At 74.2% G+C, this 26,995-nt stretch carries 23 protein-coding genes and 1 pseudogene; 9 read left to right on the plus strand and 15 right to left on the minus strand.

Annotated features, from left to right (window positions below; translation table 11 throughout):
* Window positions 1-52 precede the first annotated feature (52 nt).
* The 5 genes from ACGFZN_RS16335 to ACGFZN_RS16355 all read right to left on the minus strand — a co-directional run bounded on the left by ACGFZN_RS16335 (window position 53) and on the right by ACGFZN_RS16355 (window position 5,676).
* Complete coding sequence (locus ACGFZN_RS16335) at window positions 53-1,144, minus strand: hydrogenase expression protein HypE (protein WP_393859122.1); 1,092 nt, start codon at window positions 1,142-1,144, stop codon at window positions 53-55.
* On the minus strand, window positions 1,141-1,686 hold the full coding sequence (locus tag ACGFZN_RS16340; RefSeq protein ID WP_393859123.1) for a hemerythrin domain-containing protein: 546 nt from the start codon (window positions 1,684-1,686) through the stop codon (window positions 1,141-1,143). Before ACGFZN_RS16340 ends, ACGFZN_RS16335 begins: the two co-directional genes overlap by 4 nt.
* Window positions 1,673-3,223: a hypothetical protein gene (locus ACGFZN_RS16345; RefSeq protein ID WP_393859124.1), complete on the minus strand. Its 1,551-nt coding sequence runs from the start codon at window positions 3,221-3,223 to the stop codon at window positions 1,673-1,675. Before ACGFZN_RS16345 ends, ACGFZN_RS16340 begins: the two co-directional genes overlap by 14 nt.
* 183 nt (window positions 3,224-3,406) lie before the next feature.
* Entirely contained in the window at window positions 3,407-4,576 is a 1,170-nt protein-coding gene (locus ACGFZN_RS16350; protein WP_393859125.1) for a PP2C family protein-serine/threonine phosphatase, read from the minus strand.
* Window positions 4,573-5,676 carry an FUSC family protein gene (locus tag ACGFZN_RS16355; protein WP_393859126.1) on the minus strand — a complete coding sequence of 368 codons (1,104 nt, stop codon included), beginning with the start codon at window positions 5,674-5,676 and terminating at the stop codon, window positions 4,573-4,575. Before ACGFZN_RS16355 ends, ACGFZN_RS16350 begins: the two co-directional genes overlap by 4 nt.
* A 328-nt stretch (window positions 5,677-6,004) precedes the next feature.
* Here ACGFZN_RS16355 and ACGFZN_RS16360 point away from each other — a divergent pair, with 328 nt between their 5' ends.
* A complete protein-coding gene (locus tag ACGFZN_RS16360; protein WP_393859127.1) occupies window positions 6,005-7,522 on the plus strand; it encodes a hypothetical protein in 1,518 nt (505 codons plus the stop codon).
* A gap of 68 nt (window positions 7,523-7,590) precedes the next feature.
* On the opposite strand, the gene ACGFZN_RS16365 is transcribed toward ACGFZN_RS16360, so the two are convergent.
* The 3 genes from ACGFZN_RS16365 to ACGFZN_RS16375 form a co-directional block, all read right to left on the minus strand.
* Window positions 7,591-7,797: a hypothetical protein gene (locus ACGFZN_RS16365; protein WP_393859128.1), complete on the minus strand. Its 207-nt coding sequence runs from the start codon at window positions 7,795-7,797 to the stop codon at window positions 7,591-7,593.
* Between the two features lie 55 nt (window positions 7,798-7,852).
* Window positions 7,853-8,266: an SRPBCC family protein gene (locus ACGFZN_RS16370; RefSeq protein WP_393859129.1), complete on the minus strand. Its 414-nt coding sequence runs from the start codon at window positions 8,264-8,266 to the stop codon at window positions 7,853-7,855.
* Window positions 8,267-8,508: 242 nt separating this feature from the next.
* Window positions 8,509-9,315: a serine hydrolase gene (locus ACGFZN_RS16375; protein WP_393859130.1), complete on the minus strand. Its 807-nt coding sequence runs from the start codon at window positions 9,313-9,315 to the stop codon at window positions 8,509-8,511.
* A 315-nt stretch (window positions 9,316-9,630) separates the two neighbouring features.
* Here ACGFZN_RS16375 and ACGFZN_RS16380 point away from each other — a divergent pair, with 315 nt between their 5' ends.
* From ACGFZN_RS16380 to ACGFZN_RS16390, 3 genes are all read left to right on the plus strand, one after another.
* Window positions 9,631-10,233 carry a hypothetical protein gene (locus ACGFZN_RS16380; RefSeq protein WP_393859131.1) on the plus strand — a complete coding sequence of 201 codons (603 nt, stop codon included), beginning with the start codon at window positions 9,631-9,633 and terminating at the stop codon, window positions 10,231-10,233.
* Between the two features lie 333 nt (window positions 10,234-10,566).
* Window positions 10,567-11,322, plus strand: coding sequence for a beta-glucanase (locus ACGFZN_RS16385; RefSeq protein ID WP_393859132.1), 756 nt, complete (start codon window positions 10,567-10,569; stop codon window positions 11,320-11,322).
* Window positions 11,323-11,439: 117 nt separating this feature from the next.
* Window positions 11,440-12,690: a hypothetical protein gene (locus tag ACGFZN_RS16390; protein WP_393859133.1), complete on the plus strand. Its 1,251-nt coding sequence runs from the start codon at window positions 11,440-11,442 to the stop codon at window positions 12,688-12,690.
* 65 nt (window positions 12,691-12,755) lie between these two features.
* Here the strand turns inward: ACGFZN_RS16390 and ACGFZN_RS16395 are convergent, their stop codons facing one another.
* Window positions 12,756-13,166, minus strand: a complete 411-nt coding sequence (locus tag ACGFZN_RS16395) for a hypothetical protein (protein ID WP_330341905.1) — start codon at window positions 13,164-13,166, stop codon at window positions 12,756-12,758.
* A gap of 292 nt (window positions 13,167-13,458) precedes the next feature.
* Here ACGFZN_RS16395 and ACGFZN_RS16400 point away from each other — a divergent pair, with 292 nt between their 5' ends.
* From ACGFZN_RS16400 to ACGFZN_RS16415, 4 genes and pseudogenes are all read left to right on the plus strand, one after another.
* Window positions 13,459-14,331, plus strand: a complete 873-nt coding sequence (locus ACGFZN_RS16400) for a trypsin-like serine protease (RefSeq protein ID WP_393859134.1) — start codon at window positions 13,459-13,461, stop codon at window positions 14,329-14,331.
* A gap of 185 nt (window positions 14,332-14,516) precedes the next feature.
* Window positions 14,517-15,074 (plus strand): annotated as a pseudogene (locus ACGFZN_RS16405) (TerD family protein); the annotation flags it as partial.
* Between the two features lie 702 nt (window positions 15,075-15,776).
* Window positions 15,777-16,139, plus strand: coding sequence for an ArsR/SmtB family transcription factor (locus tag ACGFZN_RS16410; RefSeq protein ID WP_393859135.1), 363 nt, complete (start codon window positions 15,777-15,779; stop codon window positions 16,137-16,139).
* A gap of 269 nt (window positions 16,140-16,408) precedes the next feature.
* Window positions 16,409-18,106: an LCP family protein gene (locus ACGFZN_RS16415; RefSeq protein WP_393859136.1), complete on the plus strand. Its 1,698-nt coding sequence runs from the start codon at window positions 16,409-16,411 to the stop codon at window positions 18,104-18,106.
* A 22-nt stretch (window positions 18,107-18,128) separates the two neighbouring features.
* Here ACGFZN_RS16415 and ACGFZN_RS16420 read toward each other — a convergent pair whose 3' ends face one another.
* The 4 genes from ACGFZN_RS16420 to ACGFZN_RS16435 all read right to left on the minus strand — a co-directional run bounded on the left by ACGFZN_RS16420 (window position 18,129) and on the right by ACGFZN_RS16435 (window position 21,412).
* On the minus strand, window positions 18,129-18,362 hold the full coding sequence (locus ACGFZN_RS16420; protein ID WP_393859137.1) for a hypothetical protein: 234 nt from the start codon (window positions 18,360-18,362) through the stop codon (window positions 18,129-18,131).
* Between the two features lie 84 nt (window positions 18,363-18,446).
* Window positions 18,447-19,316 (minus strand): class II glutamine amidotransferase, encoded by an 870-nt coding sequence (locus ACGFZN_RS16425; protein WP_393859138.1) that lies wholly within the window; start codon window positions 19,314-19,316, stop codon window positions 18,447-18,449.
* A gap of 148 nt (window positions 19,317-19,464) precedes the next feature.
* Window positions 19,465-20,379 carry a TIGR01777 family oxidoreductase gene (locus tag ACGFZN_RS16430; protein ID WP_393859139.1) on the minus strand — a complete coding sequence of 305 codons (915 nt, stop codon included), beginning with the start codon at window positions 20,377-20,379 and terminating at the stop codon, window positions 19,465-19,467.
* Window positions 20,380-20,467: 88 nt separating this feature from the next.
* On the minus strand, window positions 20,468-21,412 hold the full coding sequence (locus ACGFZN_RS16435) for a TIGR01777 family oxidoreductase (protein ID WP_393859140.1): 945 nt from the start codon (window positions 21,410-21,412) through the stop codon (window positions 20,468-20,470).
* 127 nt (window positions 21,413-21,539) lie between these two features.
* Here ACGFZN_RS16435 and ACGFZN_RS16440 point away from each other — a divergent pair, with 127 nt between their 5' ends.
* Entirely contained in the window at window positions 21,540-22,292 is a 753-nt protein-coding gene (locus tag ACGFZN_RS16440; protein WP_393859141.1) for a class I SAM-dependent methyltransferase, read from the plus strand.
* Here ACGFZN_RS16440 and ACGFZN_RS16445 read toward each other — a convergent pair.
* Window positions 22,289-25,432 (minus strand): amidohydrolase family protein, encoded by a 3,144-nt coding sequence (locus ACGFZN_RS16445; protein ID WP_393859142.1) that lies wholly within the window; start codon window positions 25,430-25,432, stop codon window positions 22,289-22,291. The genes ACGFZN_RS16440 and ACGFZN_RS16445 overlap by 4 nt on opposite strands.
* Window positions 25,433-25,594: 162 nt before the next feature.
* Entirely contained in the window at window positions 25,595-26,929 is a 1,335-nt protein-coding gene (locus ACGFZN_RS16450; protein WP_393859143.1) for a hypothetical protein, read from the minus strand.
* Window positions 26,930-26,995 lie beyond the last annotated feature (66 nt).

The following is a 26,995-nucleotide window of genomic DNA, read 5'->3' on the forward strand; positions in this document are numbered from 1 at the left end:
CCTGGTTCCTGCCCCTCGTTCGTCGTACACATGGGTCTGTGGTGGCCTTCCGTCAGGCACGCCAGTGCGGGTCGTAACCGGTGGTCAGTTCCGGACCGTTGTGATGCCACTTGGGTTCGCGGTTGACCGCGATGTTGGTCAGCCCACGCAGCCGGCGGATCACCGCGCCGTACGGCTTGATCAGCGAGGACGACAGCGCACCGCCGGTCGGCTCGTCCATGAACGGCATGAACGCGTCCGGGAACCCGGGCATGGTGCAGCCGATGCAGATGCCGCCCACGTTCGGGCAGCCGCCGATGCCCGCCATCCAGCCGCGCTTGGGCACGTTGCAGTTCACGACCGGACCCCAGCAGCCCGTCTTCACCAGGCACTTGGGGGAGTTGTAGTCCTTGCCGAAGTCGGCCTGCTCGTAGTACGCGGCCCGGTCGCAGCCCTCGTGCACCGTCTTGCCGAACAGCCACTGCGGACGCAGCATGTGGTCCAGCGGGGGCGGCGGCGCCGCCCCGGCCGCGTGGTAGAGCACCCAGATCAGGGTCTCCATGAAGTTCTCCGGCTGGATCGGGCAGCCGGGCACGTTCACCACCGGCAGCGCGCCCTGCGACTTGAAGTCCCAGCCGAGGTAGTCCGCGAGCCCCATGCAGCCGGTGGGGTTGCCCGCCATGGCGTGGATGCCGCCGTACGCCGCGCAGGTGCCGGCGGCCACCACCGCCCAGGCCTTCGGCGCCAGTTGGTCGATCCACCAGTTCAGCGTCTGCGGCTCACCGGTGTCCGGGTCGTTGCCGAAGGACGTCCAGTAGCCGTCGCCGTCGATGATGTTCTGGTTCGGGATCGAGCCTTCGATGACCAGGATGAACGGCGACAACTCGCCGCGCGCCGCCGCCCGGTAGGGGGCCAGGAAGTCCTCGCCGCCCAGGCTCGGGGAGAGCACCTTGTTGACCAGGTTCACCTTCGGCAGGCCCGGGATGAGCCCGAGCACCAGGTCCTCGATGGCGGGCTGCCCGGCGGCCGTCAGGGACACGGTGTCGCCGTCGCAGCTCATGCCCTCGGAGATCCAGAGGATGTGGATCTCGTCGAATCCGTCCCCGCGCGCCTTCGCCCGGCTGGGTTCGCGGGTCACTTCGGTGGTGCCGCTCTGCGTGGTCATGTCCTCGGCCTCCGCTGCAGTCGGTCCCGGAGTCGGTCGTAGGCCGCGGCCACCGGGGCCGCGAAGGTCAGGGCGGGCGGTTGGTCGGGGGCGTTCGGGTGCGGGCGGGTCGGTGCGGCCGCCTTCGCCTGCGCGATCAGCCGGCCCAGCCGGTCCAGGTCGGGCTGCGACACGTGCTGCCGCAGCCGTGGCATGAGGGTGCCCTCCTCTTCCCGGATGTGTTCCGCCACCTCGTGCCGCAGCTGCTCGACCAGTTCGCCGGTGCGCCGGTCGCCTTCGCCGAGCCGGTCGAGGTCGAGGAGGATCTGCTTGACCCCCATGTGCTCGCTCAGGTGCTCGTCGACCTCGCGGTCGCCGTCCGGCAGCACCTTCCTGGCCAGCGGGTAGAGATGCATCTCCTCCAGCGCCGCGTGCTTGGACAGCTCCCGCACCAGCAGCTCCACGACGCCGCGCCGCTGCCGGTCCGAGGCCGCGGCCCGGTAGTCGCGGAACAACTGCTCGACCATCCGGTGGTCGTGCGTCAGGACGTCAAGGGCGTCCATCGAACCGTCCCTCCTCCGGCCGGCCGGCCGGACGCTCGGGGGGCCGCGGGGGCTGCGGCCGCAGTGGCCGGCCCGGGCCCGGTGGGCCGGCGGGGCCGAGGGGTTCGACCTCGTCGGGCCGGAAGTAGTGGAAACGGCCGTACCAGCCGTGCAGTTCGGCGGCCGGGTCGTCGTCGACCGTGACCGCAAGATGGACGCTGCCGTCCACGTCGTGGAAGACCGCCGCGACCCGCGCCGTGCGGCCAGCCAGGAACATGTCCTGTGCGTCGGCGCCCCGGCCGCGCGGGCGCAGCCGCACCGGGCTGCCGCCGCCGACGCGCACCCCGTCCACGAGCACCGTGTCGGTCGCCGGGGACAGGCCGTCGTCGGCGCCCTCCTGCCACCAGGAGGGCCTTTCGGCCGGCGGGGCCGCCGGCGTCAGGGAACGGATCGCGCCGTGCAGCCGCTCGAACACCTCGCGGGGAATCGCCTCCACCCGGTCCACGATCTGCGCGGCCCGCGGGTCGGTGGCCCGTGCCTCGGCCTTCTCCTCGTCGGTCAGCAGCATGGTGCGCAGCGTGAGGATCTCGTCGATCTCCGCCGCGTCGTGCAGGTCGCCCGGACTCTCCGGCGCCACCTGCGGCCGGTCCGGCAGGATGATCGGGGCGGACAGCATCATGGCGCCGGTCGCGCCCTCCTGGGCCGCGCCGCCGAGCACGGGGAACGTGAACGCGTTACGGCAGTCCCGGGCGTGCTCGGCGAGCGCTGCGGGCGGATCGATCAGGGACACGAACTCCACGCCGTCCCCGCCGAGCAGAGTGTGTGTGGCGATCAGCGCCTGCCGCAGCGCCTCGCCGCGCGGGGAGCCGGGGTCCGCGGCCTCGCCGGTGTTCTCGGTGCGCACCCGCAGCCGGTACAGCTCCGGTGCCAGCGGCTCCGCCACCACCGTGACGGCGCCCCGCACCTCACGGCGCCGCCGCACGGTCCGGCCCGCGCCCTCGGGCAGCGGCCCGGTGTCCGTGCCGGCCGCCGCCACGACGCGGGCGGTACGGACGCCGCCCGTCAACTCGCGGAGCGAAAACACCAGTTCGTGCTCGCGGGGCACCGCCTCCTCGAACGACAGGTGTGCGGTGCCGTCGGCCGTGCGCAGCGACTCCACCGGCCGGTGCTCCCCGTCCGGACAGGCCGCCTCGACCTGCTTGTCCTGCATCTGCAGGTACCGCACCCGCACCCGTACGACCGCGTCCGCGTCCCGTGCGCGCAGCAGGCACTCGGTCTGCTGGTACCAGGAGTCCGCGGAGCCGGAGATCCCCGGCGTGACCGGTCCGTCCCGCTCCACCCAGTCGCGGGGCAGCAGGACGCCGAACTGCCAGCGGACCCGGTTCTTCGGTGAGGACCGGCGGTAGGGGTAGAGCAGGTATCCCTCGTAGAGCACGGCGTCCGCGACGGCGCCCAGCTGTCCGAAACCGTCACCGGCCGGGCCGCGCGGCACGCCGGCGCACCGGTCGTCCAGCACGGCCGTGCGCGCCGCTCCGCCCTCGCCGCTTCCGTCGGGCATGCCGCCTCCTCGTCGCAGGTCTGCCCCACTCCTTCCACCACCGTCACACCGGTCACAGAACCGCGCTCCTCCGGCGCAGCGCCATTGCGCCAGGCGAGGGAAAACGAGAGCCCGGAAGGGCCTGACGTCACGCTGGGTGACGAGCGGGGGAGTGTCGTGGGCGCGCCCTGGGAGCCGGCTTCCTCACCGCAGGCGTTCGAGGACCACCAGGGCCGCGTCGTCGTCCAGGTCGCCGTGCACGTGGTGCAGCAGGCCGCGGCGCAGGGCGGCCACCATCGCCTCCAGCGGCCGGCCGGCGTGCACGCGCACGGAGGCGGCCAGGTCGTGGAAGCGGCCACAGCGGTCGCGGCCCTCGACGAACCCGTCGGTGTACAGCACGAGGCGGTCGCCCGGTCCGAACGGCACGGTCCGGGACGGTGGCCGGGCCGCCAGCAGGTCGCCCAGGCCGAGCGGCGCGCCGGGCTGCTCGGGCTCGTACGCCCGTGCCTCGCCGGCGTGGACGACGTACGGCTCGGGGTGCCCGCAGTGCACGAGGCGGGCCACGCTCTCGCCGGGCGGGAACTCCACCAGGAGCGCCGTCGCGAACCGCTCCGCGAACAGCGCGGCCGGGCCGTCGGGTCCCGGGTCGTCCGGTGTGCCGTCGAGGGCGGCGATCCGCCGCCGGGCCCGTTCGTCGAGCTGCTCCGCCACCTTCGTCAACGACGGCTCTTGATACGCCAGTTCACGGAAGGCGCCGAGCAGGGTCGCCGAGGCGCCGACGGCCTCGAGTCCCTTGCCCCGTACGTCGCCGATCACGAGCCGGGTGCCGTACGGCGTGCTGAGCGCTTCGTAGAAGTCACCGCCCATGCGCGCCTCCGACTCGGCCGGCAGATACACCCCGCTCAGGGCGAGCGAGCCGATGCGGTGCGGGAGGGGGTGCATCAGGGCGCGCTGCGCGGTCTCGGCGACCGAGCGGACCTGGCGCAGCTGCCGCTCCCGGCGCTGTCTGAGCGAGCACGCGGCCAGCGAGGTGAGGCCGACCACGAACAGTGTGCCGAGGGTGACGTCCGCGTCCGGGTGCCCGCAGCTGCCGGCGTCCCACTGCAGCAGCCCCGTGATCGCGAGCGCCCCGCAGGCGAGCGCCGCCGTCGCCCGGCACGGCAGCAGCACGGCCGCCAGCACCGGCACGGCGGCCATCGCCGGTGAGACGTGCAGCCAGTCCGGAGTGAGCAGATCGGTGACGGCGACGACCACCATGAGCAGCACGGGCGCCGTGGCCGGCAGCGCGCGGGCGCCGGTGCCGCGGCCCGCGGGGCCGGGGGTGCTCGCGGTGCCGGTGAGGGCGTCCTGGAGTTCGGGAGTGTGTGTGGTCATCGTCGCGGTCCGTGCCGTAGCGGGTCGAGGAGCCGGTGGGGGCGGGCGGGCGGAGCGGGCGGGGGAGCCGACAGACAGGTCAGGGCCGACGCCAGGGGGCGCAGCAGACGCTGGTCGGGGCCGCCGTCGCCGTCCGGGGGATCGCAGCCGTGGGCGCCGAGCCGGGCGAGGGCCTGGCGCGCGGCGGGCAGGGCGGGGTGCGGCCGGCCGCCGCGGCAGGAGTAGGCGCACAGGGCGGTCGTCCGCAGCAGACGGGCGTACGGCTGGGCGAAGGCGGAGCCGTGCCGGGAGTCCCCGGCGGCGCCCGGGTGGGCGTCGAGGAGCCGGCCGGCCGCCGTGACCTGCCCGGCGACGCCGGTCAGCATGCGCAGCACCCGGTGGTCCAGGTGCCAGCGGCGGCGCCGGGCGGCCGGCCGCACGTTCCAGCGCAGGCTCTCGTGCGCCTCGTCCACGGCGGCGCGGGCCCGGACCAGGGCCGTACCGAGGTCGTCCTCCCAGGCGGGGCCGAGGACGCCGCGCGGCCGCTCCCGGCGTAGGACGGCGTCGGCGAGGCCGTCCAGGCAGCGGGCGACCCGCAGGCGCAGGTCCTCGAGGGCCCGCTCGGCGGACCGTACCCGCACGGCCGGGAACAGCAGCACGCCGCACAGCAGCCCGAAGCCGATGCCGAGCATGATCTCGGCGAGGTGCGCGGCCAGTTCGCCGGGGTGGCCGCCGCGCACCAGGGCGAAGGTGAGCAGCGCCGTCATCGGCACATGCAGCCCGTGATGCCCGAGGAATCGGTGCCGGGCCAGCAGCGCGGAGGCGAAGACGACCAGCGCCAGACCTGCCATGGCGGGTCTCGCGTACAGCGCCGCGGGCACGGCGAGCAGGGCGCCGAGCAGGCATCCGGTGGCATGGCGGGCGGCGGCGGAGACCGTGGCCGCCACCGTGGCCTCCACGACGAGGACGGCGGCGACGGCACCCGTGTACGGCGCGGGGATGTGCAGCAGCCTCGCGCAGGCCTGCCAGGTCAGCCCCGCCGCCACGGCCGCCCGTGCGGCCTCGGCGCCGCCGGCCCGTCCGATCCGTGCCAGGAGAGCGGGCAACCGCGCGCTGAGCATGTCCCGTGCGTTCCTTCCCTCGGATGCCGTCGATGCCGTCGGATGCCGCCGGACCTCTCCGACCGGGCACGGCCGCCCAGGATAATCGGACAAAAGGGTCATGAGGCAAATAAGGAGCAGGGAGATACGGTCAAGGACCTCCTTATGCGTCGGCCTGTTCAAGTCTCAACAGCGGGGCGGGTGTTCGCGCCTCTGTCCCGCCGGTGCGCGGGCCCGTACACTGCGGATCCGCGGCCATGGGGGGCGCCGCTGACGGGGGGGAGCGCGCATGTCCGGAGGTCCGTACGGTCCGAGCCGGGGGTTCCCGGTGCCGCCGCCCATCCCGCCCATGCCGACGAGCCCGCCGCCCGCGCCGCCGGACGCATGGCGCGCCGCCGCGGTCGCCCTGCTCAACGCGAGTGGCCTCGGGCTCGGCTACGCGCTGCTTCGGCGGTGGGCGCTCATGGCCGCGTGCTGGACGGCGACCGCTGTCCTGCTGCTGGTGGCGCTGCCCGCCGACGCCGACGGCGTCCCGTCGGCGGCCCTCGCCGGCTACGCCCTCGTCCTGCTGCTCGCCGCCCTCCACGGCGGGGTCGCCGGACTGCGCACCCGGCTGTCCTGGCCGCCCCGGGCGCCGCTCGCCCTGCTGCTGGGCGTGGTGCTGCTGGCCGTGCCGGCGGGCGGCGCGCTGTGGTACCGCGACGCTCACCACGAGGCGGTGGAACAGGCGCTCCTCGGCCGCCTGGACACGGCCGACCGGCTGGTGGCGACGAGCGGCCGGCGGCCGTTCGCGTCCGCCGAGCCGGGCTACCGGTCGGCGCTGGAGGTCTACCGCGATCTCGCCGAGCACCACGCCGGCTCCCGCGCCGCCCGGCGGCTTCCCGGCAGCCTGCGGACCTACTACACGACGGTCGGCGCGGCCTACGGCCGCCAGGACTACTGCGAGGCCGTCGAGCCGCTGAAGTACCTGCGCACGGTGCCCGGCACCCTGCCGAAGGACCGGCTCGGACCACTGGCGAGCTGGCCCGACGACCGGCTCGCCAACTCCCTGTGGGAGTGCGGGGCGCAGCGCCTGACCGCCGGCGGGACGGACTGGGACGCCCGCTTCGGCGACCTGCTGGACACCTTCCCGCGGTCCGGTGCGGCGGCCAAGGTGTCCCCGGCCGTCGAGGCGGCGGTACGGCGGGCGGAGAAGGCCGTCGGCGGCGGCGAACCCTGCACCGCGGTCCAGCGGTTGCGCGACCTCGACACCCGGATCGGGCAACTGGCGAAGTCGTCGGGCGACGCGGACGGCACGCTGGCCAGGGCGGCCGGGCGGGCCGGCCGCAGCGGCGGCGCGGGCGAGTACGCCTGCGGCGTCGACCAGTACAAGGACGGCGACTTCGACGCCGCCCGCACGACCATGGAACAGTTCGTCGCCGACAACAGGAACGCCCGGAACGCCGCCCGCGCCAAGAAGATCGCCATAGCCGCCGAGGTCGCCCAGACGCTCCCCGAGGCCGGCAGGAAGCTGCCCACCACCGCCTCCGGCGGCGGCATCTCCGTGACGGTGAAGAACGCGAGCCCGCACGACATCACCGTGCTCTACACGGGCCCCGTCACCGGCAGCTTCACCCTCAAGGCCTGCGGCGGCTGCGCGGCGTACACCCTCGCCGAGACCCTGACGACCGGCTTCAAGCCGTGCAGCGACAACTCCCGGCACTATCCGCAGCGCACCATCAGCCTCCCGGCGGGCACCACCTACTTCGTGCACAAGCCGAACGGCGGCAGCACCGCGACCCCGGCCTCCGACACGGCCGCACTGCGCCCCGGGTACATCTACACGGAGTGCGCCTACACGACCCGGACGTTCGGGTCCGGTCGGTGACGGAGAGCAGTCGGCGGCGAGGACGGCTCAGGGCCTCCCCGGTGCGTCCGGGGAGGCCCTGAGCACGTCTACTCGTTCTCGGGGCGTTCGCCCTTGGGGCCGCGGCCGCGTTCCGTCTTCGGGCCCCGGCTCCGCAACCCCTCGTCCTGCTGCAGGGACTCGTTGGCGACGGCGTTCGCGTCCTGGTCGGAGACGCCGGAACGCTCGGCGTCCTTGCGCAGCCGCGCCCTTCGGGTGTCGTACTTCTTGCTGCCGGGTTCAGGCACGACGATCACTCCGGCTCCCCAGCGCTTTCCGGCGGCAACAGCCGGCCCCCACCGGGGCCGGCACCTAGCCGGAAGGGTTGTCCACGCGCAGGCGCACCTGCTCCTCGAGGCGCCGCAGGCTGCTGTCCAGCGCGCGGAACACCGCCTCCTCACCGGGATCGTGATCGGTGTCGAAGAACGACAGGTGCACGGTGACCTCGCTGGCCCCGCTGCCGATGCCGGACACCTGCAGCCAGCCGGTGTAGCTGCCCTGCTCGCGCGTGCCCCACTCCAGACGCATCTGGTCGGGCTCGGCCCGCAGCAGGGCGGGCATGTCGTGGCCGTAGCGGTCCTCGTGCACCGTGACGGCGGGCGGGTCCTCGGCCTCCACGTGCACGGCGTCCGGGAGCCATGCGTCGAGCTGGCCCATGTTGGCCGCCTGGTCGAAGACCTGCTCGGGCTGTGCGGGCATCGTGCGGGACCATTCGTACTCGCTCATGCTGATACCGCCCTCCGCTCGGAAGTCCTGTCCCCACCGCGTGCCCCGTCCGCAGCGCCCGAAAAGTCCTCCCCACGCCGCCACCGCCGGCGGTCCGGCGCAGCCCCCCGGATCACATCCCCAGGGCGATGGCCACGCGCGTCGGCTCCGCGGTGGCACGTCACGGCCGTGTCCGTCGACTGGCACAGACGCGTCACACCGGCCCACGCGGTACGGCGTCGAGGGGCGCGTCCGCTGGGGCGCTAGGCGACGGCCGCGCGTGCCGTCCGCTCCACCAGGGAGACCCCCGTGCTCATCGAGGCGCTGCCGTTGGACAGGACGGCTACGAGGTACCGGTGTCCCTTCACGGTGACCTGTCCGATGCTGTTGACGTCCCAGAGGCCGGTGGTGGTGCGCTGCAGCCAGCCGTTCTTCAGCGCCCGCGGCGTCCCGGAGGCACCGGCGGCCGGGACGCCCCAGCTCTGCTCGGGCAGGACCCGGCCCATGAGCGTGCGGACGTAGGCACGGGAGCGCGTGTTCAGGCCGGCGAATCCGGAAGGAGACGCCGCGGTGCCGTCGAAGACGTCCCTGAGCAGCCGTATCTGGTCGCTCGCGGTCGTCCGGGTCAGGCCCCACTTCCCGCCGGACCCGCCCGTGGTCGAGGTCAGCCCGAGCCGCTTGTTGGCCGCCGCCAGCCCGGAGGCCTGGCCGATCTCCCGCCACAGCGCGTCGGCCGCCGTGTTGTCGCTGCGCTCGATCATCGGCTCGGCGTGCCCGCGCTCCTCGGCGGTGAGCTGCCGTCCCGCGTCCTGCGCCTTCAGCAGCAGCGCCGCGAGGATGTCGACCTTGACGATGCTCGCGGTGTCGTACGCGCTGTCCGTTCCGTGCACCACCGGGGTGCGGCCGGAGCCGTCGAGGTCCAGGACGGCTGCCGTGACGTGCGGGGATGCGGCCGGAGCGGCCGCGGCCGGCGCGGGGTGCAGCGCGCCGAGGGAGCCGAGGGCCGCGGCCGAGGCCAGGAGGACGCCGGCCCGTGAGCGTGCGGAAGCGGGGGAGAGGTGAAACGGCATGGTCACGAACGTAGAGAAAACGCGCGCTCGCCGACGTGGCCGCGGTCACCATCACGCCCGTTCCGGGCGAATTGTGAGAAGTGCCACCGGAGCCACAGGGCGCCGCTGAACCGGCCCGCCCTGCTCGCGAGCCTCTTGGGTACTCACCCCGCCGACATCCCAATTGAGGTGCACGATGGTGGGGTGACACTCGACGGCCGGGTCCGGGAGACCGCCCCGAGCCCGCTCGCCGCCCGCCCGGCGCACTCCGCCCGGCGAGGGGGTACGCGGAGTGGAGGCGACGAAGCCGTCGGTGCGTGTAAGGAGGCGGTGACGATGACCCGGACACCTCCCACGACGGTCACACCTGTGCGGCTGTGGCGCTGGCGCAGCAACCCGCTCAGGCGGCACAGCGACGTCGTCGAGGCCTGGATCGTCCTGGTGACCTGGGTGCTGGCCGTGCTCGGCGGCGCCGCGGCCGGGCTCGCCGCGGCCGGCACCGCGGGCGCGGCCTTCTCCGCCCGCCAGGCGCAGGTGCACGCGGTGTCCGCCGTGGTCACCGACGGCGCGGCGCGGACCTCGGCCTCCGGGTCGGGCTACGCCGACGGGCGGGTCTGGGCCACCGTGCGCTGGACGGACGCCCACGGCGCCGTGCACACCGACCGGGCGAAGGTCCTGCCCGGGGTTCCCGCCGGGTCCCAGGTGACCGTGTGGACCGACCGCGGGGGCCATGTGGTCTCCGCGCCCGTCACCGGCGCCGCGGCGGACCTGCAGGCGGCCCTCACCGGCGTGCTCGTCGCCCCGTCGGCCGCCGCGGCGGTCTGGGGCGCGGGCTGGGTGGTCCGCGGCCGGCTGATCAAGCGGCGCATGGCCGAGTGGGACGAGGAGTGGAAGCAGATCGGACCCCGGTGGGGGAACCTCAGCGGGGGACGCGGCTGACCCGCGCCTGCGGAGAGTCGCCGCACGGCGTGGGCCGGGAAGCGCGCACGGCACGGCGGACGGCTTGCGTGCGGACGGCTTGCGTGCCGGGGCGGGAAGGGCCACCCGCTTCTCGCGGATCCGGATTGCGCGGTGCACGGCCGTGAGCCGCTTCCCCGCGTCTGTTCTCGGTCCTTCCCGCCACCACCAGCACACCACGGAATCCGCCGTCCCACCAGGCCTGGTGACGTTTCGCGGCCGTATTCCCGCCGCAGTGGTCACCCGAAAGGGTCGTTCCGGCGCCGCACGGGGCGCCGGGCGCATGTTCCGTCCCGGGCAGGTCAGACATCGGTCATGGACAGACCGACTCCCGGAAACCCGCTGCCGCCCCCGCGCGTACCGCCGCACACGGAGGTCGTGTTCACGGCCGACTTCGGCTCCGCCCGGCAATGGGTGGCCGGCCGCAGCTGGGCGTATCCGGACGGAGGCCCGGTCAACCCGGGCGACGACAAGCTGGACCACCTGGTGCCCGACGCCGCCTACTCCCGCTCCGGCGTGTTCAGGGCCACCCGCCGGCCGGACGGCTACTGGGACACCGGCCTGCTGACCACCGAGGGCAGCGCGGAGGCGTTCACCGTCCGCTCCGGAGACATCCTCCAGGCGCGGGTACGGCTGCCGTGCGAGGTCGGGGCGTGGCCGGCGATCTGGACCTGGCGCGACGGCGACCAGGAGATCGACGTGTTCGAGTACCACCCCGACCACCCGGACGTGCTGGAGTTCGGCAACCACGTGCGCGGCGCGGGCCACTCCTTCCGGGATGCCGCCGTCCGCCCCGGCGCGTGGCTGGACCTGCGCACCGAGTTCGGGCCGCGCTCGGTCGTCTGGTCGGTGAACGGGGCGCCGGTCTTCGCGGACCACCGCGGCGTGGGCCACGGCTGGCACGCCTGTCTCATCGTCAACCTGTCGGTGTGCGCGGGCCGTTACCACCCGGCGCCCGCGGCCGGCACGACCGAGATGTCCTTCGAGGTGAGCAGCCTGGTCGTACGCCGGCCTGCGCGGCGACCGGGACCCGTGACCGACGAGGCGGAGCACACCCGCGGCACACCCTGAGCGGTCCGGCCTCGGTGCTCCGTACAACCTGTGGCCCTCCTCGCGTGTCCAGTACATGATCAGCCGGCCCTGAACGGGCCGGGTCGTGCCCTGCGCCTTTCCGAGGAGAGTCCCGTCGTGCGCTCAGCGTTCCGCCCCGCCGCGACCCGCGTGGCCGCCACCGCGATCGGAATCGGCTTCCCGCTGCTCGCCGCACCCGTGGCGCACGCCGAGGACCCCGCCCCCGATCTCGTGGTCTCCGCGCTGCCCGCCGCCGCGCCCAAGCCGGGCGAGGTGTACGACCGGTCCGTCACCGTGACCAACAAGGGCACGGCGGCCGCGGACGGGCTGACCTTCCGGGTCCGGCTGACCCGCGGCCTCGACTTCCCGGCGCACGTCGACGGGTGCACGTACTCCACGGACGCCGACCAGGTCAGGCAGGCGCTGTGCCGGCTGGACACGGTGGTCGAGCCTGGCGCCTCCGTCACCGTGCCCGTACGCTTCACGACGCTGCCCAAGGCCCTGATGGAGTCCGTCGAGTACGGCACGAGCCCCACCGGCGCGGCTCCGGGCGAGGGCTACGACGACAGCTACCGGCTGCTGAACCTCACCGCGGACAACACCGCCGACCTTCACGCGGAGGGCGACCTGGCCGAGGGCGCGCCCGGCAGCAGGGTGAGCGTCACGGCGACGCTGCGCAACGACGGCCCCGGCTGGGTCCGGAACCAGCAGAGCGACGACCAGCCGGCCCTCATGGTGCGGATCCCGAAGGGCACCGTGGCCGTCGACGTGCCCGAGGACTGCCTGCCGTTCGCGATCGACGGCCCGACCGGACCGTCCGAGCCCGGTCACGCCGTGTACGTGTGCTCACCCGCGGACCACACCTTCGAGGTCGGCCAGTCCTTCGACTACACGTTCGTCCTCAGGATCGGCAAGAAGGCCCGGGACACCCAGGGCGAGGTGGCGGTCAGCTCCGTGTACGGCATCCACCCGGACTTCGACGGGAATCCGGCGAACGACACGGCCTATCTGAACGTCGACGTGACCCGCGACGGCGAGCCGGGCACGAGCACCTCCGGCGGCGGCACGAACGGCGGCGACTCCGGCGACGGCGGCACCGCTTCGGGCAGCGGGGGCAACGACCCGCACGGCCAGTCGACCGGTGGCTCGGGAACCACGGGCACCACGGGATCCACGAGCACGACCGGTACCACGGGCACGACGGGGGCCTCGGCGACGTCCGGAACGTCGGGAGCGTCGGGCTCCGGCGGCAGCCTCGCGGCGACGGGCAGCGACGGCATTCCGGTGCTGGCCGCGGGCGCGGTGGCCGTGACGGCGGTCGGCGGCCTGGTGCTGGCGGCCGTGCGCCGCCGGCCGTCCGCACGGTGAACCCGGCCGGGGCGTGAGCCCTACGGCTCGCACGGTGAACCCGGCCGGGGCGTGAGCCGTACGGCTCACGCCTTGCGCAGGACGACGAGGAGCACCAGCAGCACGGTCGCGCCGGCGGCCGTGCCGTGGGCGACCACGGCCGTGAGCGGGAAGTGCCGCTCGGCCGTGGCGGCCCCGTGGGAATGGCGGCCGGAACTGGGCAGCCAGCGCAGCAGCATCATGAAGCCGAACGCCGCCACGATCAGCACCACCGCGCACGCGGCCCAGGCCGAACTCCGCACGCCTCCCACCACATAGGCGGTCCAGGCGGCCAGCCCGGCCACGGCCAGGGCCACATGCCCGAGCACGAGCCACAGCGGCAGGCGCGTCACACCGGGCGTGCGCTGCCGCAGACCGCCGTGCCGCACCCAGACCGTGGCGAGGTATCCGCCGAGTCCGGCGGTCAGCAGCCACGCGCACAGAACGAAGCCACGCATACGTCCCGCCCCCTCCTGTCTCCGGCCGGCCTGCGACGGCGTCAGGCCCGCGTGGCTCAGCACACCGCACAGAGCAGGAGGAGTCCGGACATCCATCCGCCGATTCACCCGTAGGGATGAAAAGAGGCGCTGCCGTCCCACGGGCCGCGGGAAGAAGTGCAAGAGCAACTCGCCGGACCCCGCGGCGAGATCAGGAGGCACGCCGTCTTGCCCCGGGCCGCCCCGGCCACTTCAATGCTCCTACCTCCCACAGGAGAACACCTGTCCCACACATCCAGTGAAGGGGTTCTTCTTGACCGCCCTACGCGTCACCGCCGTCACCGCCGCGGCCTGCGCCACCGTGCTCGCCGTCGCGCTGCCCTCCTCCGCGATCAACTCCTACAACGCCACGCCCGCACCCGAACGCACCGAGGTCGGGGCGCTCGTGGCCACCTGGGACGACGACAACGACCCGGCGACCCCGGACCGCGTCGACTGGGTGTGTTCCGGCACGATGATCGACGCGGACACCTTCCTGACCGCCGCGCACTGCACCAGCGACTGGCCGGCCGGCGTCCGCTTCTACGTCTCGCTCGACCAGGACGTCCAGTCCGGGCTCGACGCCGCCGCGAAGAAGTACCCGGGCGACCCCGCCGCCCAGGCGAACGCGGTCGCCGTCGAAGGCGTCGCGCACACCCACCCCGACTATCCGGGCCCCGCCTCCGACCCGCACGACATCGCGGTGATCGAACTGCCCGCGGCGAAGGTCGCCGCCCGCTGGTCCTTCACCCCGGCCGCCCTGCCGACGGCCGGTCAGCTGGGGACGCTCGCACCGCAGGGCCTGAACTCCACCGACTGGTTCGTGGCCGGGTACGGCACCCAGGAGGCCGTCAACGGGCCCGGCGGCCAGACCCACCCCGGCGGCGGGGTCCGCATGAAGGCCCCCCTGACCTTCGACGCCCTCAACCCGTCCTGGGTGCGGCTCGCCATGACGGCACCGCAGGGCAACGGCGGCGCCTGCTACGGCGACTCCGGCGGCCCCAACTTCATGGTCGCCGGCGGCAGGAACGTCCTCGCCGCCACGACCATCACCGGAGACACCCCCTGCTACGCCACCAACGTCGCCTACCGCCTCGACACACCGGGAGCCCGGTCCTTCCTGGCGCCGTTCGTGAAGCTGCCCTGACGGCCGACGCCCCACGCCGAGCGCGGGGCGTCGTTCCTTCCTGCCCGCACGGGACGCGGTGACGACCGCGGTGGCGATCGGGCCGCCCGGGTGATCAGCACAGGGCACGACCGGGGAACTCGAAGGGGTCCCGGAACGTCGATCATGATGGACGTGCTGAGTGTGAACGGCTGCGGAGGACGTCGATGGGTGTGTCCCTGACCAAGGGCGGCAATGTGTCGCTGAGCAAGCAGGCCCCCGGTCTGACTGCTGTGACGGTCGGGCTGGGCTGGCAGGCGAACACCGGTTGCGAGCTGGACGGCAGCGCCCTGCTGTGCGACCGGACGGGAAAGGTGCTCTCCGACGGGCACTTCGTCTTCTTCAACAACCTCACCAGCCCCGACGGCTCGGTCCGCCACCGCGGCAGCGGCGCGCCCATCGACGGCGACGACCAGCGGATCGAGGTCGACCTGACCAGGGTCCCGGACGAGGTGGAGAAGATCGTCTTTCCCGTGTCGCTCTACGAAGCCGCGAGTCGCGGCCAGTCCTTCGGCCAGGTGCGGCGGGCGCACATCCGCGTCCTCGACCAGGAGAACGGCACCGAGCTGGCCCGCTACGACCTCGCCTCCGGCGGCCTGTCCACCGAGACCGCGCTCGTCTTCGGCGAGCTGTACCGGCACGGCGCGGAGTGGAAGTTCCGCGCCGTCGGGCAGGGCTACGCCGCGGGCCTCGCCGGCATCGCCGCCGACTACGGCGTGACCGTGCCCGAGGACGCCTCCCCGGTCCCGGCGCCGGCCCCCGCCGCCGCACCGGCGGCGCACGCGGACGCACCCCTGCCGCCCGAACCGCAGCCGCCCGCCGCTCCCTACCCGGCCCCCGCGGCGCGGCCGCCCGCCGATCCGTACCGGCCGCCCGTCCCACCGAACCCGCCGGCCGCCGCTGCCCCCGTGCCGGACCCGGCGTTCCCCGCATCCCCGTACCCCACCGGGAGTTCGAGCGTGACCTGCTTCTTCGACCCCCACCACGGCCCCGGCACGACGACCGTCACCTGGTCCCCGCAGTGGGGCGTGCCCCGGCCCGTCCAGACCTGCGCGGCCTGTGCTCAGCGCGTGCAGACCACGGTGCCGCCGTTCTACACGCCGCCCCAGCAGGGTTATCCGCAGCAGGGTTACCCCCAGCAGGGATACCCGCAGCCGTACGCCGACCACGACCATCACCACCACCACGACGGCGGCGGCCGGCGTTTCGGCGCGGGCGCGCTCATCGGCGCCGGTGCGGCGGGCCTCATCGGCGGCGCGCTGCTCAACGAGGCGTTCGACGACGACGAACCGGACGTCGTGGTCAACAACTTCTACGAGGACTGAGTCCGGGCCGTCCCGGCCAGGCCCGCCGCCGTGACCGGGCGCCTACAGTGGGTGGGCGCAGAGGAGTCGCCGGTGACGGCGAGGCGGGGACGGGAGAGGACTGTGCCGGAGAACGCCGCGGGCTTCGAGGATCCGTCCGCCGAGGTGCTCGCCGAGGCCGCCGCGGCGTTCGGTCTGCTCGCCTCCCCCGCCCGGCTGCATCTGATGTGGGCCCTGTCGGAGGGTGAGAGCGATGTCACGCATCTCGCCGACCGGGTGGGCGGAGCGCTGCCCGCGGTCAGCCAGCACCTGGCGAAACTGAAGCTGGCCGGACTCGTCGGCTCGCGCCGGGAGGGCCGGCGGCAGGTCTACTCCATAGGCGACCCGGACGTGGTGGCGCTGGTCCGCGTGATGGTGGAGCAGCTGAGCGCACGCTCCGCGCGGGAGCCGGTCCAGGTCCGCCCGCTGCGCCGGAGCAGTGGCTGAGCACGCCGTATCAGGGGCCGTCGGCGACGCGGCGCCGGGCGCTTCCAGTGTGGCGAGGGTCACACGTTCATACAGAACACTTATAGAAGGCGCGTAAACTCCGGCTGCCATACCGTTTGCGGTCCGCACGGCGGCGCCACGAGGTGCCTCGCCGGTGAAGCGTGTGTGTATTTGTGCTGTTCGGACCCCAGATTTGTTAGATTGCGCAACCATGCAAGCAAGGCGGAGCCACGGGCTTCGCCCCGCCGGACCGTTCATGGGAGTGGGAGATGAGCGACCCGTGGGACGGGCCCGCCGGGCAGGCCACGCGCAGCCGCAGCGCGCGGGTGCCGGGACAGCGGGTGGTCGAGCCCGACGGGACGCGTCAGCCGGGCGGCCGGGCGGCGGCCCGGGCGGCCGCCCGCGGGCGCGCCGGCCAAAGGGGCCGCCGGGCCCGTCCGGTGGGCCGTGCCACGAAGGTCCTGAAGGGCCTCGGCATCGGCATGTCGGTCGTCATCGTGGTCACCGCCGGCGCGGGCTGGTGGTTCTACGAACACCTGAACGGCAACATCCACAGCGTCTCGCTCGACGGCAAGGGCGGCAGCGAGAAGGCCGACGCCTTCGGCCGCACCCCGATCAACATCCTGGTGATGGGCTCGGACGGCCGCACCAACGCGGCCGACTGCAAGCTCGGCGGCGGCTGCTCGAAGACCGGGGTGCAGACCGGCAGCAACGCGGACGTGGAGATGGTGGTGCACATATCCGCGGACCGTTCCAACGCGACGGTGATGAGCATCCCCCGCGACACCATGACCCAGGTCCCGGCCTGCAAGGACAGCGAGTCCGGCCGGTCCACCTCCGGCTACTACGGCCAGATCAACAGTGCCCTGCAGTACGGTCCCGCCTGCCAGGTGGCCACCGTCCACCAGCTCACCGGCATCCCCATCGACCACTTCGTCAAGCTCGACTTCTCCGGTGTCGTGAAGATGTCCGACGCGATCGGCGGCGTCTCCGTGTGCGTCAGCGACGACGTGTACGACACCTACTCCCACCTGAAGCTGTCCAAGGGCACCCACACCCTCAAGGGCGAGGGCGCGCTGGAGTTCGTGCGCTCCCGGCACGGCTTCGGCGACGGCAGCGACCTCGGCCGTACGATCTCGCAGCACATCTTCCTCAGCGCGATGATCCGCAAGTTCAAGAGCGCGGGCACGCTCACCGACCCCACCGCGGTCTACGGTCTGGCCGACGCCGCCACCAAGGCGCTGACCGTGGACGACGGCCTGGGCAGCGTGAAGAAGCTGATCTCGCTCGCGGCGGACGTGAACAAGGTGCCGACGAAGCGGATGACGTTCACGACGATGCAGACGGCCCCCGACCCGGACAACAAGGACCGGGTGGTGGTGGGTCCGGGCGCCAAGACCCTGTTCGCCACGATCGCCGACGACCAGTCGCTGACCACCGGCTCCGGCAAGAAGTCGACGGCGGCCTCGGCGACCGCGAAGGCCACCGCCCCGGCCGTGCCCGCCTCGCAGATCGCCGTCACCGTCGAGAACGGCACCGCGGTCACCGGCCGTGCCTCGGCCATCGCGACCGGGCTCACCGACCAGGGCTTCGGCTCCGGCACCACCACGGCCAACGCGCCGAGCCCGGCGACGACGACCACCCTCACCTACGGCACCGGTCAGAAGGCGCAGGCCACGACCGTCGCCAAGGCGCTCGGACTGCCCACCTCGCATCTGAAGCAGGGCACCGGCACCGGTCTGACCCTGGTCATCGGAAGCGACTGGACCAGCGGCACCAGCTACCCGGGCGGCAGCTCCCCGGCCGACACCAAGACGGCCGTGGGAGGCGCCCACGCCTCGACCGCCGACCAGGCCAAGACCTGCGCCAAGGTCAGCCCGTACAAGACGGTCAGCCTCAACGGCGTGGCCATGACGCCCTCCCAGGCGTACGCGGCGGCGCGCGGCAAGCCCGACTCCGACGAGTGACCGGCGCGGCCCGCCGCGCCGGTCAGGGACTGGCGATGTCGAAGCCGTACCGCAGGGGCTCGTCGGTGACGCCGTAGTCACGCCGGTAGACGTACACCGCCTCGGCGCGTACGCCGCCGGGCGGTGCGGCCTCGATCCGGCAGGGGTACGTCACCTGGATCACGCGCGGCCGGCCGGAGACCTTCATCCGCAGCCCGTCCGCCGGCCCTCCCTCGAGCACGGCGGTCTCCCAACCCGTCACCTCGGTAGTCTCCACGGCGAAAAGTTTACGGCTTGCGCAAGTGTCGGTCTGGTGAGCCCGGTCACCGGCTGTCCGCCGCACGCACCCGCGTCCCCGCGGCTACGCGGGCCGCTGGGAGGCGGCCGCGGCGGGGTGCAGGTCCGACAGGCTCAGCGGGCGGGCCGGGGGATCGGGCAGGGCGATGCGGGAGGTCATCCGCAGCTCGGGGCCGACGTGCAGCAGTTCGCCGGACGCGAGGAGCCGCCAGCCCGGGTTGTCGTCCAGGCGCTCGCTGGCCACGACGACCGACGGACGCTCGGCCAGATGCGCCGAGCGCACCCGCAGATGACCGTCCCGGCCGGCGTGGTCGAGCTGCCGCGCCCCGTGCGGCCCGCCGGCCGGCCGCTGGAGCGCGTACAGCTCGTGGGTGGCGGGATAGCGCAGGGCCCACAGCTCCCCGGCGGTGACGAGGACGACGTTGAGGGCGTAGAGGGGCAGGTTCGCGGCGACCCAGCGCGCCGCGGCCACCAGGCCGGCGGTCACGTCCCCGCCGTGCGCCGTGGTCTCCCGCGTGACCAGGGCGAAGAACCGCTCGGAGTCGGTGTCCCCGCGTACCAGCGCGAGATCCCCGCCCAGATGCCGGTCCAGCTCGTCCAGCCCCTCGATCACCCCGTTGTGCGCGAACAGCCGCCCGTCCTGCGCGAAGGGGTGGGTGTTGAGCAGGTCCAGGCCCCCGGTCGAGGCGTACCGCAGATGCGCGAGGAAGGTGGCCGACTCCACCTCCCGGGCCTCCCGGGCGAACGCCCGGTCCTCGTAGGCGGCGATCGGCGCCTTGTGCACACTGGGCGTGCCGTCCGCGGCGAAGACCCCGAGACCGGTGCCGTCGGGTTCGCGGTGGCTCTGCGCGCTGAGACTGTCGGGCGCGTCCAGCAGCCAGAACGTGGCGTGCGTGCGCAGCGGGGCGCTGGTCAGTCCGAACAGTCGGCACACGGCGTCCTCCTCGTCGCCCGTCTTCCGGCGGACCCGTCATCCGGGCCCCGCCCGGCGACCATGGTCCCGCGCGCGGGACGTTCCCGCACGCGCTGCCACGGGCGGGTCCGGCTGCCCGCGCCCTTCTCCACTCCCGCCCCGCCTTTCGTCAACCGGCCGGTCGCAGCGCCGAGTCGAGCGCGCCGTCGATCGTCGGGTGGGCGAAGGCGAAGCCCGCCCTCAGCAGGGCGGCCGGTACGACGCGCGCGCTGCAGGTGATGCTCTCGGCGAACCCGCCGAGCGCCGCGCGCAGGGCGAAGGCGGGCACGGCGGCGAGGGCCGGCCGGTGCACGGCACGGCTCAGGGCCCGGGTCACCTCGCGGTTCGTGACCGGTTCCGGCGCCGTGAAGTTGACCGGACCGGAGAGCTCCTCGGTGGTGAGGGCGAAGCGGAGGGCCGCGACCTGGTCCGTCAGCGAGATGAACGGCCAGTACTGGTCGCCCGATCCGAGCCGGCCGCCCAGACCCAGGCGGAAGAGCGGGAAGAGCCGGCCGAAGGCACCGCCCTCGGCGGAGACCACGAGGCCGGTGCGGGGGTGCACCACCCGGATGCCGGCCTGCCGGGCCGGGTCGGCGGCCGCCTCCCAGGCGACGCAGACGCCGGCCAGGAAGTCGTCGCCGGCCGGCTCGCTCTCGTCCACGGCGCGTGCGCCGGTGTCGCCGTAGTAGCCGGTCGCGGACGCGGAGACCAGGACGCGCGGCGGGTCGGCGCACGCGGCGCAGGCCCGCGCGACGGCGTCGGTGCCGCGCACCCGGCTGTCGCGGATCTCCCGCTTGTAGGCGGCGGTCCACCGCTTGTCGCCGACTCCCGCGCCGGCGAGGTGGACGACCGCGTCGGCGCCGTCCAGCGCACCGGGATCGACCCGGCCCGCGACCGGATCCCAGTGCGCGCACACGCTGCCGTCGTGCGGGGCGGCGCCGGAGCGGCCACGGACCAGGCGGACCACCTGGTGGCCGTCCGCGAGGAGGGAACGGGCGAGGGCGGAGCCGATGAGCCCGGTCGATCCCGTGATCGCGACGCGCATGGCGTCCTCCAGAGGGGGGTGCGTGCTTCACCTGCCTGCCGTGCCGCACGATACCCCGGCTGCTTGCAGTTTCAAGCAACCGCCCGCGTCACCGGGACTCCTTCACCCGGCGTACGAGGTCCACGGCGGCCGGCGGCCAGTCGGAGTACGCGAAGTCGAACCCGGCCGCGCGGAGCCGGCCCGGGACCACCCGGCGGCTCTTGAGCAGCAGCTCCGTGTCCGAGCGCAGCGCGAACGCCCCCAGCTCCGCCATCCACCGGGTCGCCGGCAGCCCCACGGGAACGCCCCGCGCCGCGCGCAGCGCCCGCATGAAGTCCCGCTGCGGGAGCGGGCCGGGGGAGGCGAGGTTGACCGGTCCCTCGATGTCGTCCCGGTCGATCAGGAACTCCATCGCCCGTACGAAGTCGGTGTCGTGGATCCAGGACACGTACTGGGCGCCACCGGCGACGGGACCGCCCAGCCCCAGCCGTACCAGTCCCAGCAGGACGTCGAAGACGCCTCCGCGGTCGGGGCTCATCACCATGGCGCTGCGCAGGGCCACCTTCCGCGTTCCCGGCACCGACGCCTCGGCCTGGGCGCGTTCCCAGTTCCTGGCGATGTCGACGCTGTAGGACCAGTAGCCGGGGACGCCCGGCTCCGCGCCGCCGATCACGCCGGTCGCCTCGTCGTTCGCCGCGTCGAAGCGGTGGGCGTAGATCGTCGCCGTACTCATCTGCAGCCACACCCGCGGCGGACGCGACGCGGCGGCGATCGCCTCGCCCACCACGCGCGCCGAGTCCACCCGCGAATCCATCATGGCCCGCAGGTTCTCGGGGGTGTAGCGGCAGGAGACGCTGCGCCCCGCCAGGTTGACGACGACATCGCTGCCGTCGATCGCCTCGGCCCAGCGGCCGAGCGACGTGCCGTCCCAGCCGACCTGCCGCTCGCGCGCCGGATGCCGGGTCAGCACGGTGACCTCGTGGCCGGCCGCCGTCAGAGCGCGGTCGAGAATCGTCCCGACCTGTCCGGTTCCCCCCGGCAGAATCACCTTCATCGAGCCCCCTGAGTTGATGCGCTCAGACTACCCCCTCTTTTGAACGTGTTCAAAAGAGGGGGACGGCGGCCCTGCGGTGCCGGTAATTCGCTGGACAACCCGCCCGAACACGACGAGCGTTGGCGCAATGGAGCAGGAGAACATCTGGGACACCGCCGCGGCCCAGCGGTACGACACGCCCGGCACCGGCATGTTCGCGCCCGAGGTGCTGACGCCCACGGTGACCCGCCTCGCCGAGCTGGCGGAGGGCGGAGCGGCCCTGGAGTTCGCGATCGGGACCGGCCGGGTCGCGGTCCCGCTCGCCGAACGGGGCGTTCCCGTCACCGGCATCGAGCTGTCCGGGCCGATGATCGAGCAACTGCGGACCAAGGCCGACGAAGCCGCGATCCCCGTCGTCCTGGGCGACATGGCGACGACACGCGCCCCGGGGACGTACAGCCTCGTCTACCTCGTCTACAACACGATCTCCAACCTGCTCACCCAGGCCGAACAGGTCGAGTGCTTCCGCAACGCCGCCCGGCATCTCGCGCCGGGCGGCCGGTTCGTGATCGAGCTGTGGGTGCCCGAGCTGCGCACGCTGCCCCCGGGCAAGGAGGCCACCGTGTGGCGCACCGACCCCGGGTACATCGGGCTGGACACCTACGACATCCTCAACCAGCGTGTGGTGTCGCACCACTTCCACTTCGACGGGGGCGGCGGAACGCAGGAGGCCCGGCTGTACCGCAGCCCGCACCGCTACATCTGGCCGTCCGAACTCGACCTCATGGCCCGGCTGGCCGGTTTCGATCTGGAGTCCCGGCACGCCGACTGGTCCGGCGCCGAGTTCACCGCCGACTCGCGCTCGCACGTCTCGGTGTACCGGCTTCCGGTGGCGCCCTAGCCGTCCGCGCCGGGATGGCAGCACGAGCCGCGCCGGAGCCGGTCGGCCACCTGCGGCCAGGACATGCCCGGCGGCGGCTCGGGCACGGCGGCGGACCGGTGGGCCGACGTCAACTCGCCCTGGGTGTACGGGACTCCGTCGTGCACGACGACCGGCACGTCGATCAGGGTGTCGAAGTCGGAGAACGGGTCGCCGTCGACGAGCGTGAGGTCGGCGATCCTGCCCTCCTCGACCGTGCCGAGATCGTCGTCCAGACCGAAGAGACGGGCCGGCGCGAGCGTCGCGGTGTGCAGGGCCTCGGCGGCCGTGAAGCCGTGTGCGTGCAGGGCGCGCAGGGACAGGTGCAGGGAGAGACCGACGGGGACCAGGGGCGCGTCGGTGCCCAGCGCGATACGGGCGCCGTGCGCGGCCAGCCGCCGGTAGTCCGCCATCTCCGTGGCCAGGGCCCGCCGCTGCGCCTGCGTCGGCGCCGTCCGGGCGCGTTCGCGCACGGCGGCCGTGTCCCACGGCGGCATCAGGCGCGTCACCCGCGGATCCTCGGCCAGCCCGGGATCCGCGGCGAGCAGGATCTGCGCGCTGAACGGCGTGATGATCAGGGCGAAGGAGCCGTCGGCGTACTGGCGCACCACGTCCTGGCCGACGCGGCCGAGCGGGGTGACGGCGTGCCCGTACTCCAGGCGCTGCGTGGCCTGCAGATGAGTGGTCAGGTCCTGGCCCGCCGCCCGCCCCGGCGCACACAGATGGCTGCCGCTGGGCACGCCCAGCGCGTGGGCGGCCCCGGCCGCCTCGGCCATGACGTCGCCCGGGGCGCGCACGTACGTCTTCACGAAGTCGACGTCCAGGGCGGCGGCCCGCCGCAGCGTGCGCCGGACACCGTCCCGGGTGCGGTGGGCGCGGCCCATGCTGTACGCGGTCCGCGCGCCGTCGATCAGTTCGGCGGAGGCGAGCTGCCGCGGGCCGAGCAGGGCACCGGCCGCGGCCGCCTCCCGCAGCCGGACCGCGTCGTACAGCGGCCCGCCCAGGCAGAAGGTGGTCGTGATGCCGTACGCGAGCGTCGTCAGGCTCTGCCGGGCGCCGTAGGTCGCCGTGTACGGATGGGTGTGGCTGTCGACGAGACCGGGGACGACGGTGCGGCCGGAGGCGTCGAGGGTGCGGTGTCCGGGACGCCGTGCGCGGTGCGGCTCCACGGCGGTGATGCGGGTGCCGCTGACGAGGATGTCGACGTCGTGCCGGGGCGGTGCGCCGGTGCCGTCCCACAGCTGCCCGGCGTGGATCCGCAGCGGCTCCGCCGGGGCGGTCGCGCCGCGCCGCGAGGTCAGGCGCACCGGGAGGGTGCGGGCGCGTGCCGTGGCGACGGAGACCCGGCGCAGCCGGCCCGCGGACAGGTGGAGCAGGGCGCCGGAGTCCGCCGACCAGCTGGGGTGGTCGGCCGGCTCGTCGGTGAGCCGGCGGGCGGCACCGGCCGGGGTGCCGTCGGCCGTCACCGGCAGCAGCCACAGGGCGGACTCGGCCACCAGCGCCATCCAGCGCCCGTCCGGCGACCACACCGGCCCGGAGGCGACCCGGTCGGACAGCGACTGGTGCTCGGCGGGCAGGTGGCGGCGCTCGCCGCCGGTGCGCGTGTCGATGACGCGGATGAGGTTGTATCCCTCGCGGAAACGCCGGTTGAGCCGGTTGCGGTCGCAGAACGCCAGGTACCGTCCGTCGGGCGACCAGGTGGGCGCGCCGGGCGGCCCGTCGGTGGCCAGCGGCCGGGCCAGCACCTCCTCGGCGCCCGTGGCCAGGGTGCGCACCAGCAGGTTCCCGGACACGTCCTGGCAGGCCAGCCGGGTGCCGTCCGGTGACAGCGCGGGATACAGCCGGCCGCCCCCGGTCAACGGCTCGTCGGCACCGCTGTGCAGGTGGTGACGGCGCACGGCCACCAGCCCGTCCCGGTCGGTGCAGTACAGCACGCTGCGCCCGTCCGGCGCCCACGCCGGCATCTGGACCAGGTGGACGCCGGCGGCCCGCAGCAGCATGCGCGGGGTGCCGCCGACGGGCATCAGCCACAGCGCGTTCAGCGCCACGAAGGCCACGCTGCGCCCGTCCGGGGACAGGGCCGGCCGGTGCAGACCGCGCACCGGGAACGCCGACTCGGGCGCGAGCGGCGCCCGGCGCCGTCGCCGGGACGGAGCGGGCACCGGCATCCGGGCGGTGAAGGGCACCTCCCGCGCCGAGGCGCCGGCGAGGGAGCGGACGCGGATCCGGCCGTCACCGACGTACAGCAGCTCGTCCTCGCCCAGCCAGCAGGGCGGGGCGGCCGCCAGGTCCTCGTCCTTCGATACGGCCTGACCGTCGACCATCAGCCAGGCCGCGTCGGCCGGCAGCGCCGGACTGCCCGCGCCGGTCAGCTGCAGATGGGCGATGCGGCCCGAGGGCGACACGGACGGGCACAGCAGCCGGCCCTCGGCCACCGTGCGCAGCACCTCGGCCGGGCCGCCCGAGACCGGCACCCGGACCAGCGACCGCCCCCCGTCGTTGCCGCCGCCCGGCGTGTGCGCGGCGCGCACGCACACCAGTGAGCGCCCGTCCGCCGACCAGGCCGGGTCGAAGTCCTCGAAGTCGCCGCCGGTGAGCCGCCGCAGCCGGCCGTCGGACAGGTCCAGCACCCACAGCCCGTACGAGGAACCGGTCGTGGCGTCGCCGCCGCGTTCGGAGGAGAAGGCCAGCCGTGTGCCGTCCGGCGACCAGGCCACCCCGCGGTCGTCCCAGGGCCCGTCCGTCAACCGCCGCAGTCCGCCGCCGTCCGGCCGCAGCGCCCACAGATGGAAGCCGCCCCCGCGATACCCGACCACGGCCAGCGTCCTGCCGTCGGGCGACAGCGCGGGGCGGGTGGCCTCCAGCTCCCAGCCCGTCACCTGCACCGCCGCTCCGCCGCCCCGCGGCACCCGCCACAGCACCCCCTGGACCTCGGCGATCAGATCGCCGCCGGCCCGGCTGCCGGTCACCGAACCCCCGGTGATCCGCGTGTACGTGACGAACCGTGCGCCGCCGCCCGGCCCCCTCACGGGCGCCGCTGCCGCCGCCCCCGCGGAGACCGCCGTGACCACTCCCGCCGCCGTCCCCAGAAACCCGCGCCGGCCGATCCCGCCGAAAGCCATGCCCTGTCCTTCCTGCCGTCCCCGTCCAGCGAAGTGGCATCGGCGTGTCCCGCACCAGTACGCGATCCCGGCCACGCCGGCCGCGTGCCACGTCCAGGGCAACGCCCGGACCGGCCGGCGGTCACGGTGCGTCACTCCCGCGGCCGGGCGCGGCCGGAAGGCTCACCAGCCGGTCAGCAGCAGGTGGTTGAGGAGCAGCGCCAGGACCGCCTGGGCGGCCAGCCACGGGCGGGGGCGGGGGAGCAGGGCGCAGGCCGGGAGCAGCCAGAGGGCGAAGGGCAGCCAGATGCGTTCCGTCTCCGCCTTGCTCATGCCGGACAGGTCCGCGATCAGCAGCGCGAGCAGCGCCGCGGTGACGAGGACGGCGAGGGGCGTCTCCGGCAGGCGCCCGGCGCCGGATCCGGGAAGCAGGGCCGCGGTCGTCCGGCGCAGGCCCGCCGCCGTCGCCGGGCCGGTGATCACGGCGGTGCAGGCGAGGTTGGCCCAGACCCAGTAGCCGTACGGGCGGGTGCCCCCGACGCCCTGGTAGTAGCGCGTGACGAGGAGGTGGTAGGCGTGCCACCAGTCGAAACCGGCGAGCGTGAACACCAGCGGGAACACGGCGAGTCCGGCCGGCAGGGACAGCAGGAGGGCGGGGCGCTGCCGCAGTCCGTCGCGGACGAGGACGACGACGGCCGCGCCGATCAGCGCGAAGAGCGTGAGCCCGTAGGACAGGTAGCAGGTCAGGCCGAAGAGCAGCCCCGAGGCCGCCGCGCACCCGTGGGACCGCCGGGTCAGGGCCAGGGCGAGCAGCGCCAGGGACCAGGCGGCGACGGCCGCGAAGTAGCCGTCGGCGGAGACGCCCTGCCACACCGCGGCCGGGGCGAGCACCAGGAACGGCGCGGCACGCCGCGCGAGCGCCTCGCCGGCCAGCGCGCGCAGCGCGACCAGCACGGCCACGCACCCGGTCGCGCCGACGGTGATGCACCACATCCCGGCCCAGCCGCCGCCGCGCAGCCCGATCCGGTCCAGCAGCACGAAGGTGAGCGTCGCCGCCGGCGGATGGCCGGCGATGTGGGCGGGCCACGGGTCGGGTGTCCCGCTGACGATGTGGTGCGTGAAGTCCCGCAGCGCCGCCGGGATGTCGTGGAAGCGGCCGATCACCCTCAGGTATTCGTTGCGGGTGGTCAGCCGGCCCGCGATGCCCCGGCGCCAGCCGTCGACCAGGGCGAGGGACACGATCCAGGCCAGGGCACTCGCCCAGGCCGCCGCGAGCAGCGCACGCCAGGGCAGCCGGGCCGCCACGGCGGGGCCGTACGCCACGACGGCCGCCGCCACCGCAAGCGCCGCCGGTGTGCCGGGCCCGAGATGCGGTTCCCAGTCGGCGAACAGCGGCGGCCAGTGCACGAACAGGGTGCGGCGGGTGTCCTGGATGTGCCGGCCGACGACGACCGCCGCCGTCACGAGGAGGGCGGCGGCGCACGCGGCGTACAGGTCACGGCGGAGAGATCGGGTCACACGGGCACGCTAGGCCGGGGGAGCGGCACACGGCCGCCGCGCGGGCCGGACGTCAGCGTTTCGTCA

It is taken from the genome of Streptomyces sp. NPDC048192 (assembly GCF_043202415.1).
Lineage (GTDB): Bacteria > Actinomycetota > Actinomycetes > Streptomycetales > Streptomycetaceae > Streptomyces.

Coding starts and splice junctions, on each gene's coding strand:
- ACGFZN_RS16335 (WP_393859122.1), bottom strand. CDS start 1,144: ATGACCACGCAGAGCGGCACCACCGAAGTGACCCGCGAACCCAGCCGG.
- ACGFZN_RS16340 (WP_393859123.1), bottom strand. CDS start 1,686: ATGGACGCCCTTGACGTCCTGACGCACGACCACCGGATGGTCGAGCAG.
- ACGFZN_RS16345 (WP_393859124.1), bottom strand. CDS start 3,223: ATGCCCGACGGAAGCGGCGAGGGCGGAGCGGCGCGCACGGCCGTGCTG.
- ACGFZN_RS16350 (WP_393859125.1), bottom strand. CDS start 4,576: ATGACCACACACACTCCCGAACTCCAGGACGCCCTCACCGGCACCGCG.
- ACGFZN_RS16355 (WP_393859126.1), bottom strand. CDS start 5,676: ATGCTCAGCGCGCGGTTGCCCGCTCTCCTGGCACGGATCGGACGGGCC.
- ACGFZN_RS16360 (WP_393859127.1), top strand. CDS start 6,005: ATGCCGACGAGCCCGCCGCCCGCGCCGCCGGACGCATGGCGCGCCGCC.
- ACGFZN_RS16370 (WP_393859129.1), bottom strand. CDS start 8,266: ATGAGCGAGTACGAATGGTCCCGCACGATGCCCGCACAGCCCGAGCAG.
- ACGFZN_RS16375 (WP_393859130.1), bottom strand. CDS start 9,315: ATGCCGTTTCACCTCTCCCCCGCTTCCGCACGCTCACGGGCCGGCGTC.
- ACGFZN_RS16380 (WP_393859131.1), top strand. CDS start 9,631: ATGACCCGGACACCTCCCACGACGGTCACACCTGTGCGGCTGTGGCGC.
- ACGFZN_RS16385 (WP_393859132.1), top strand. CDS start 10,567: ATGGACAGACCGACTCCCGGAAACCCGCTGCCGCCCCCGCGCGTACCG.
- ACGFZN_RS16395 (WP_330341905.1), bottom strand. CDS start 13,166: ATGCGTGGCTTCGTTCTGTGCGCGTGGCTGCTGACCGCCGGACTCGGC.
- ACGFZN_RS16415 (WP_393859136.1), top strand. CDS start 16,409: ATGAGCGACCCGTGGGACGGGCCCGCCGGGCAGGCCACGCGCAGCCGC.
- ACGFZN_RS16430 (WP_393859139.1), bottom strand. CDS start 20,379: ATGCGCGTCGCGATCACGGGATCGACCGGGCTCATCGGCTCCGCCCTC.
- ACGFZN_RS16435 (WP_393859140.1), bottom strand. CDS start 21,412: ATGAAGGTGATTCTGCCGGGGGGAACCGGACAGGTCGGGACGATTCTC.
- ACGFZN_RS16440 (WP_393859141.1), top strand. CDS start 21,540: ATGGAGCAGGAGAACATCTGGGACACCGCCGCGGCCCAGCGGTACGAC.
- ACGFZN_RS16445 (WP_393859142.1), bottom strand. CDS start 25,432: ATGGCTTTCGGCGGGATCGGCCGGCGCGGGTTTCTGGGGACGGCGGCG.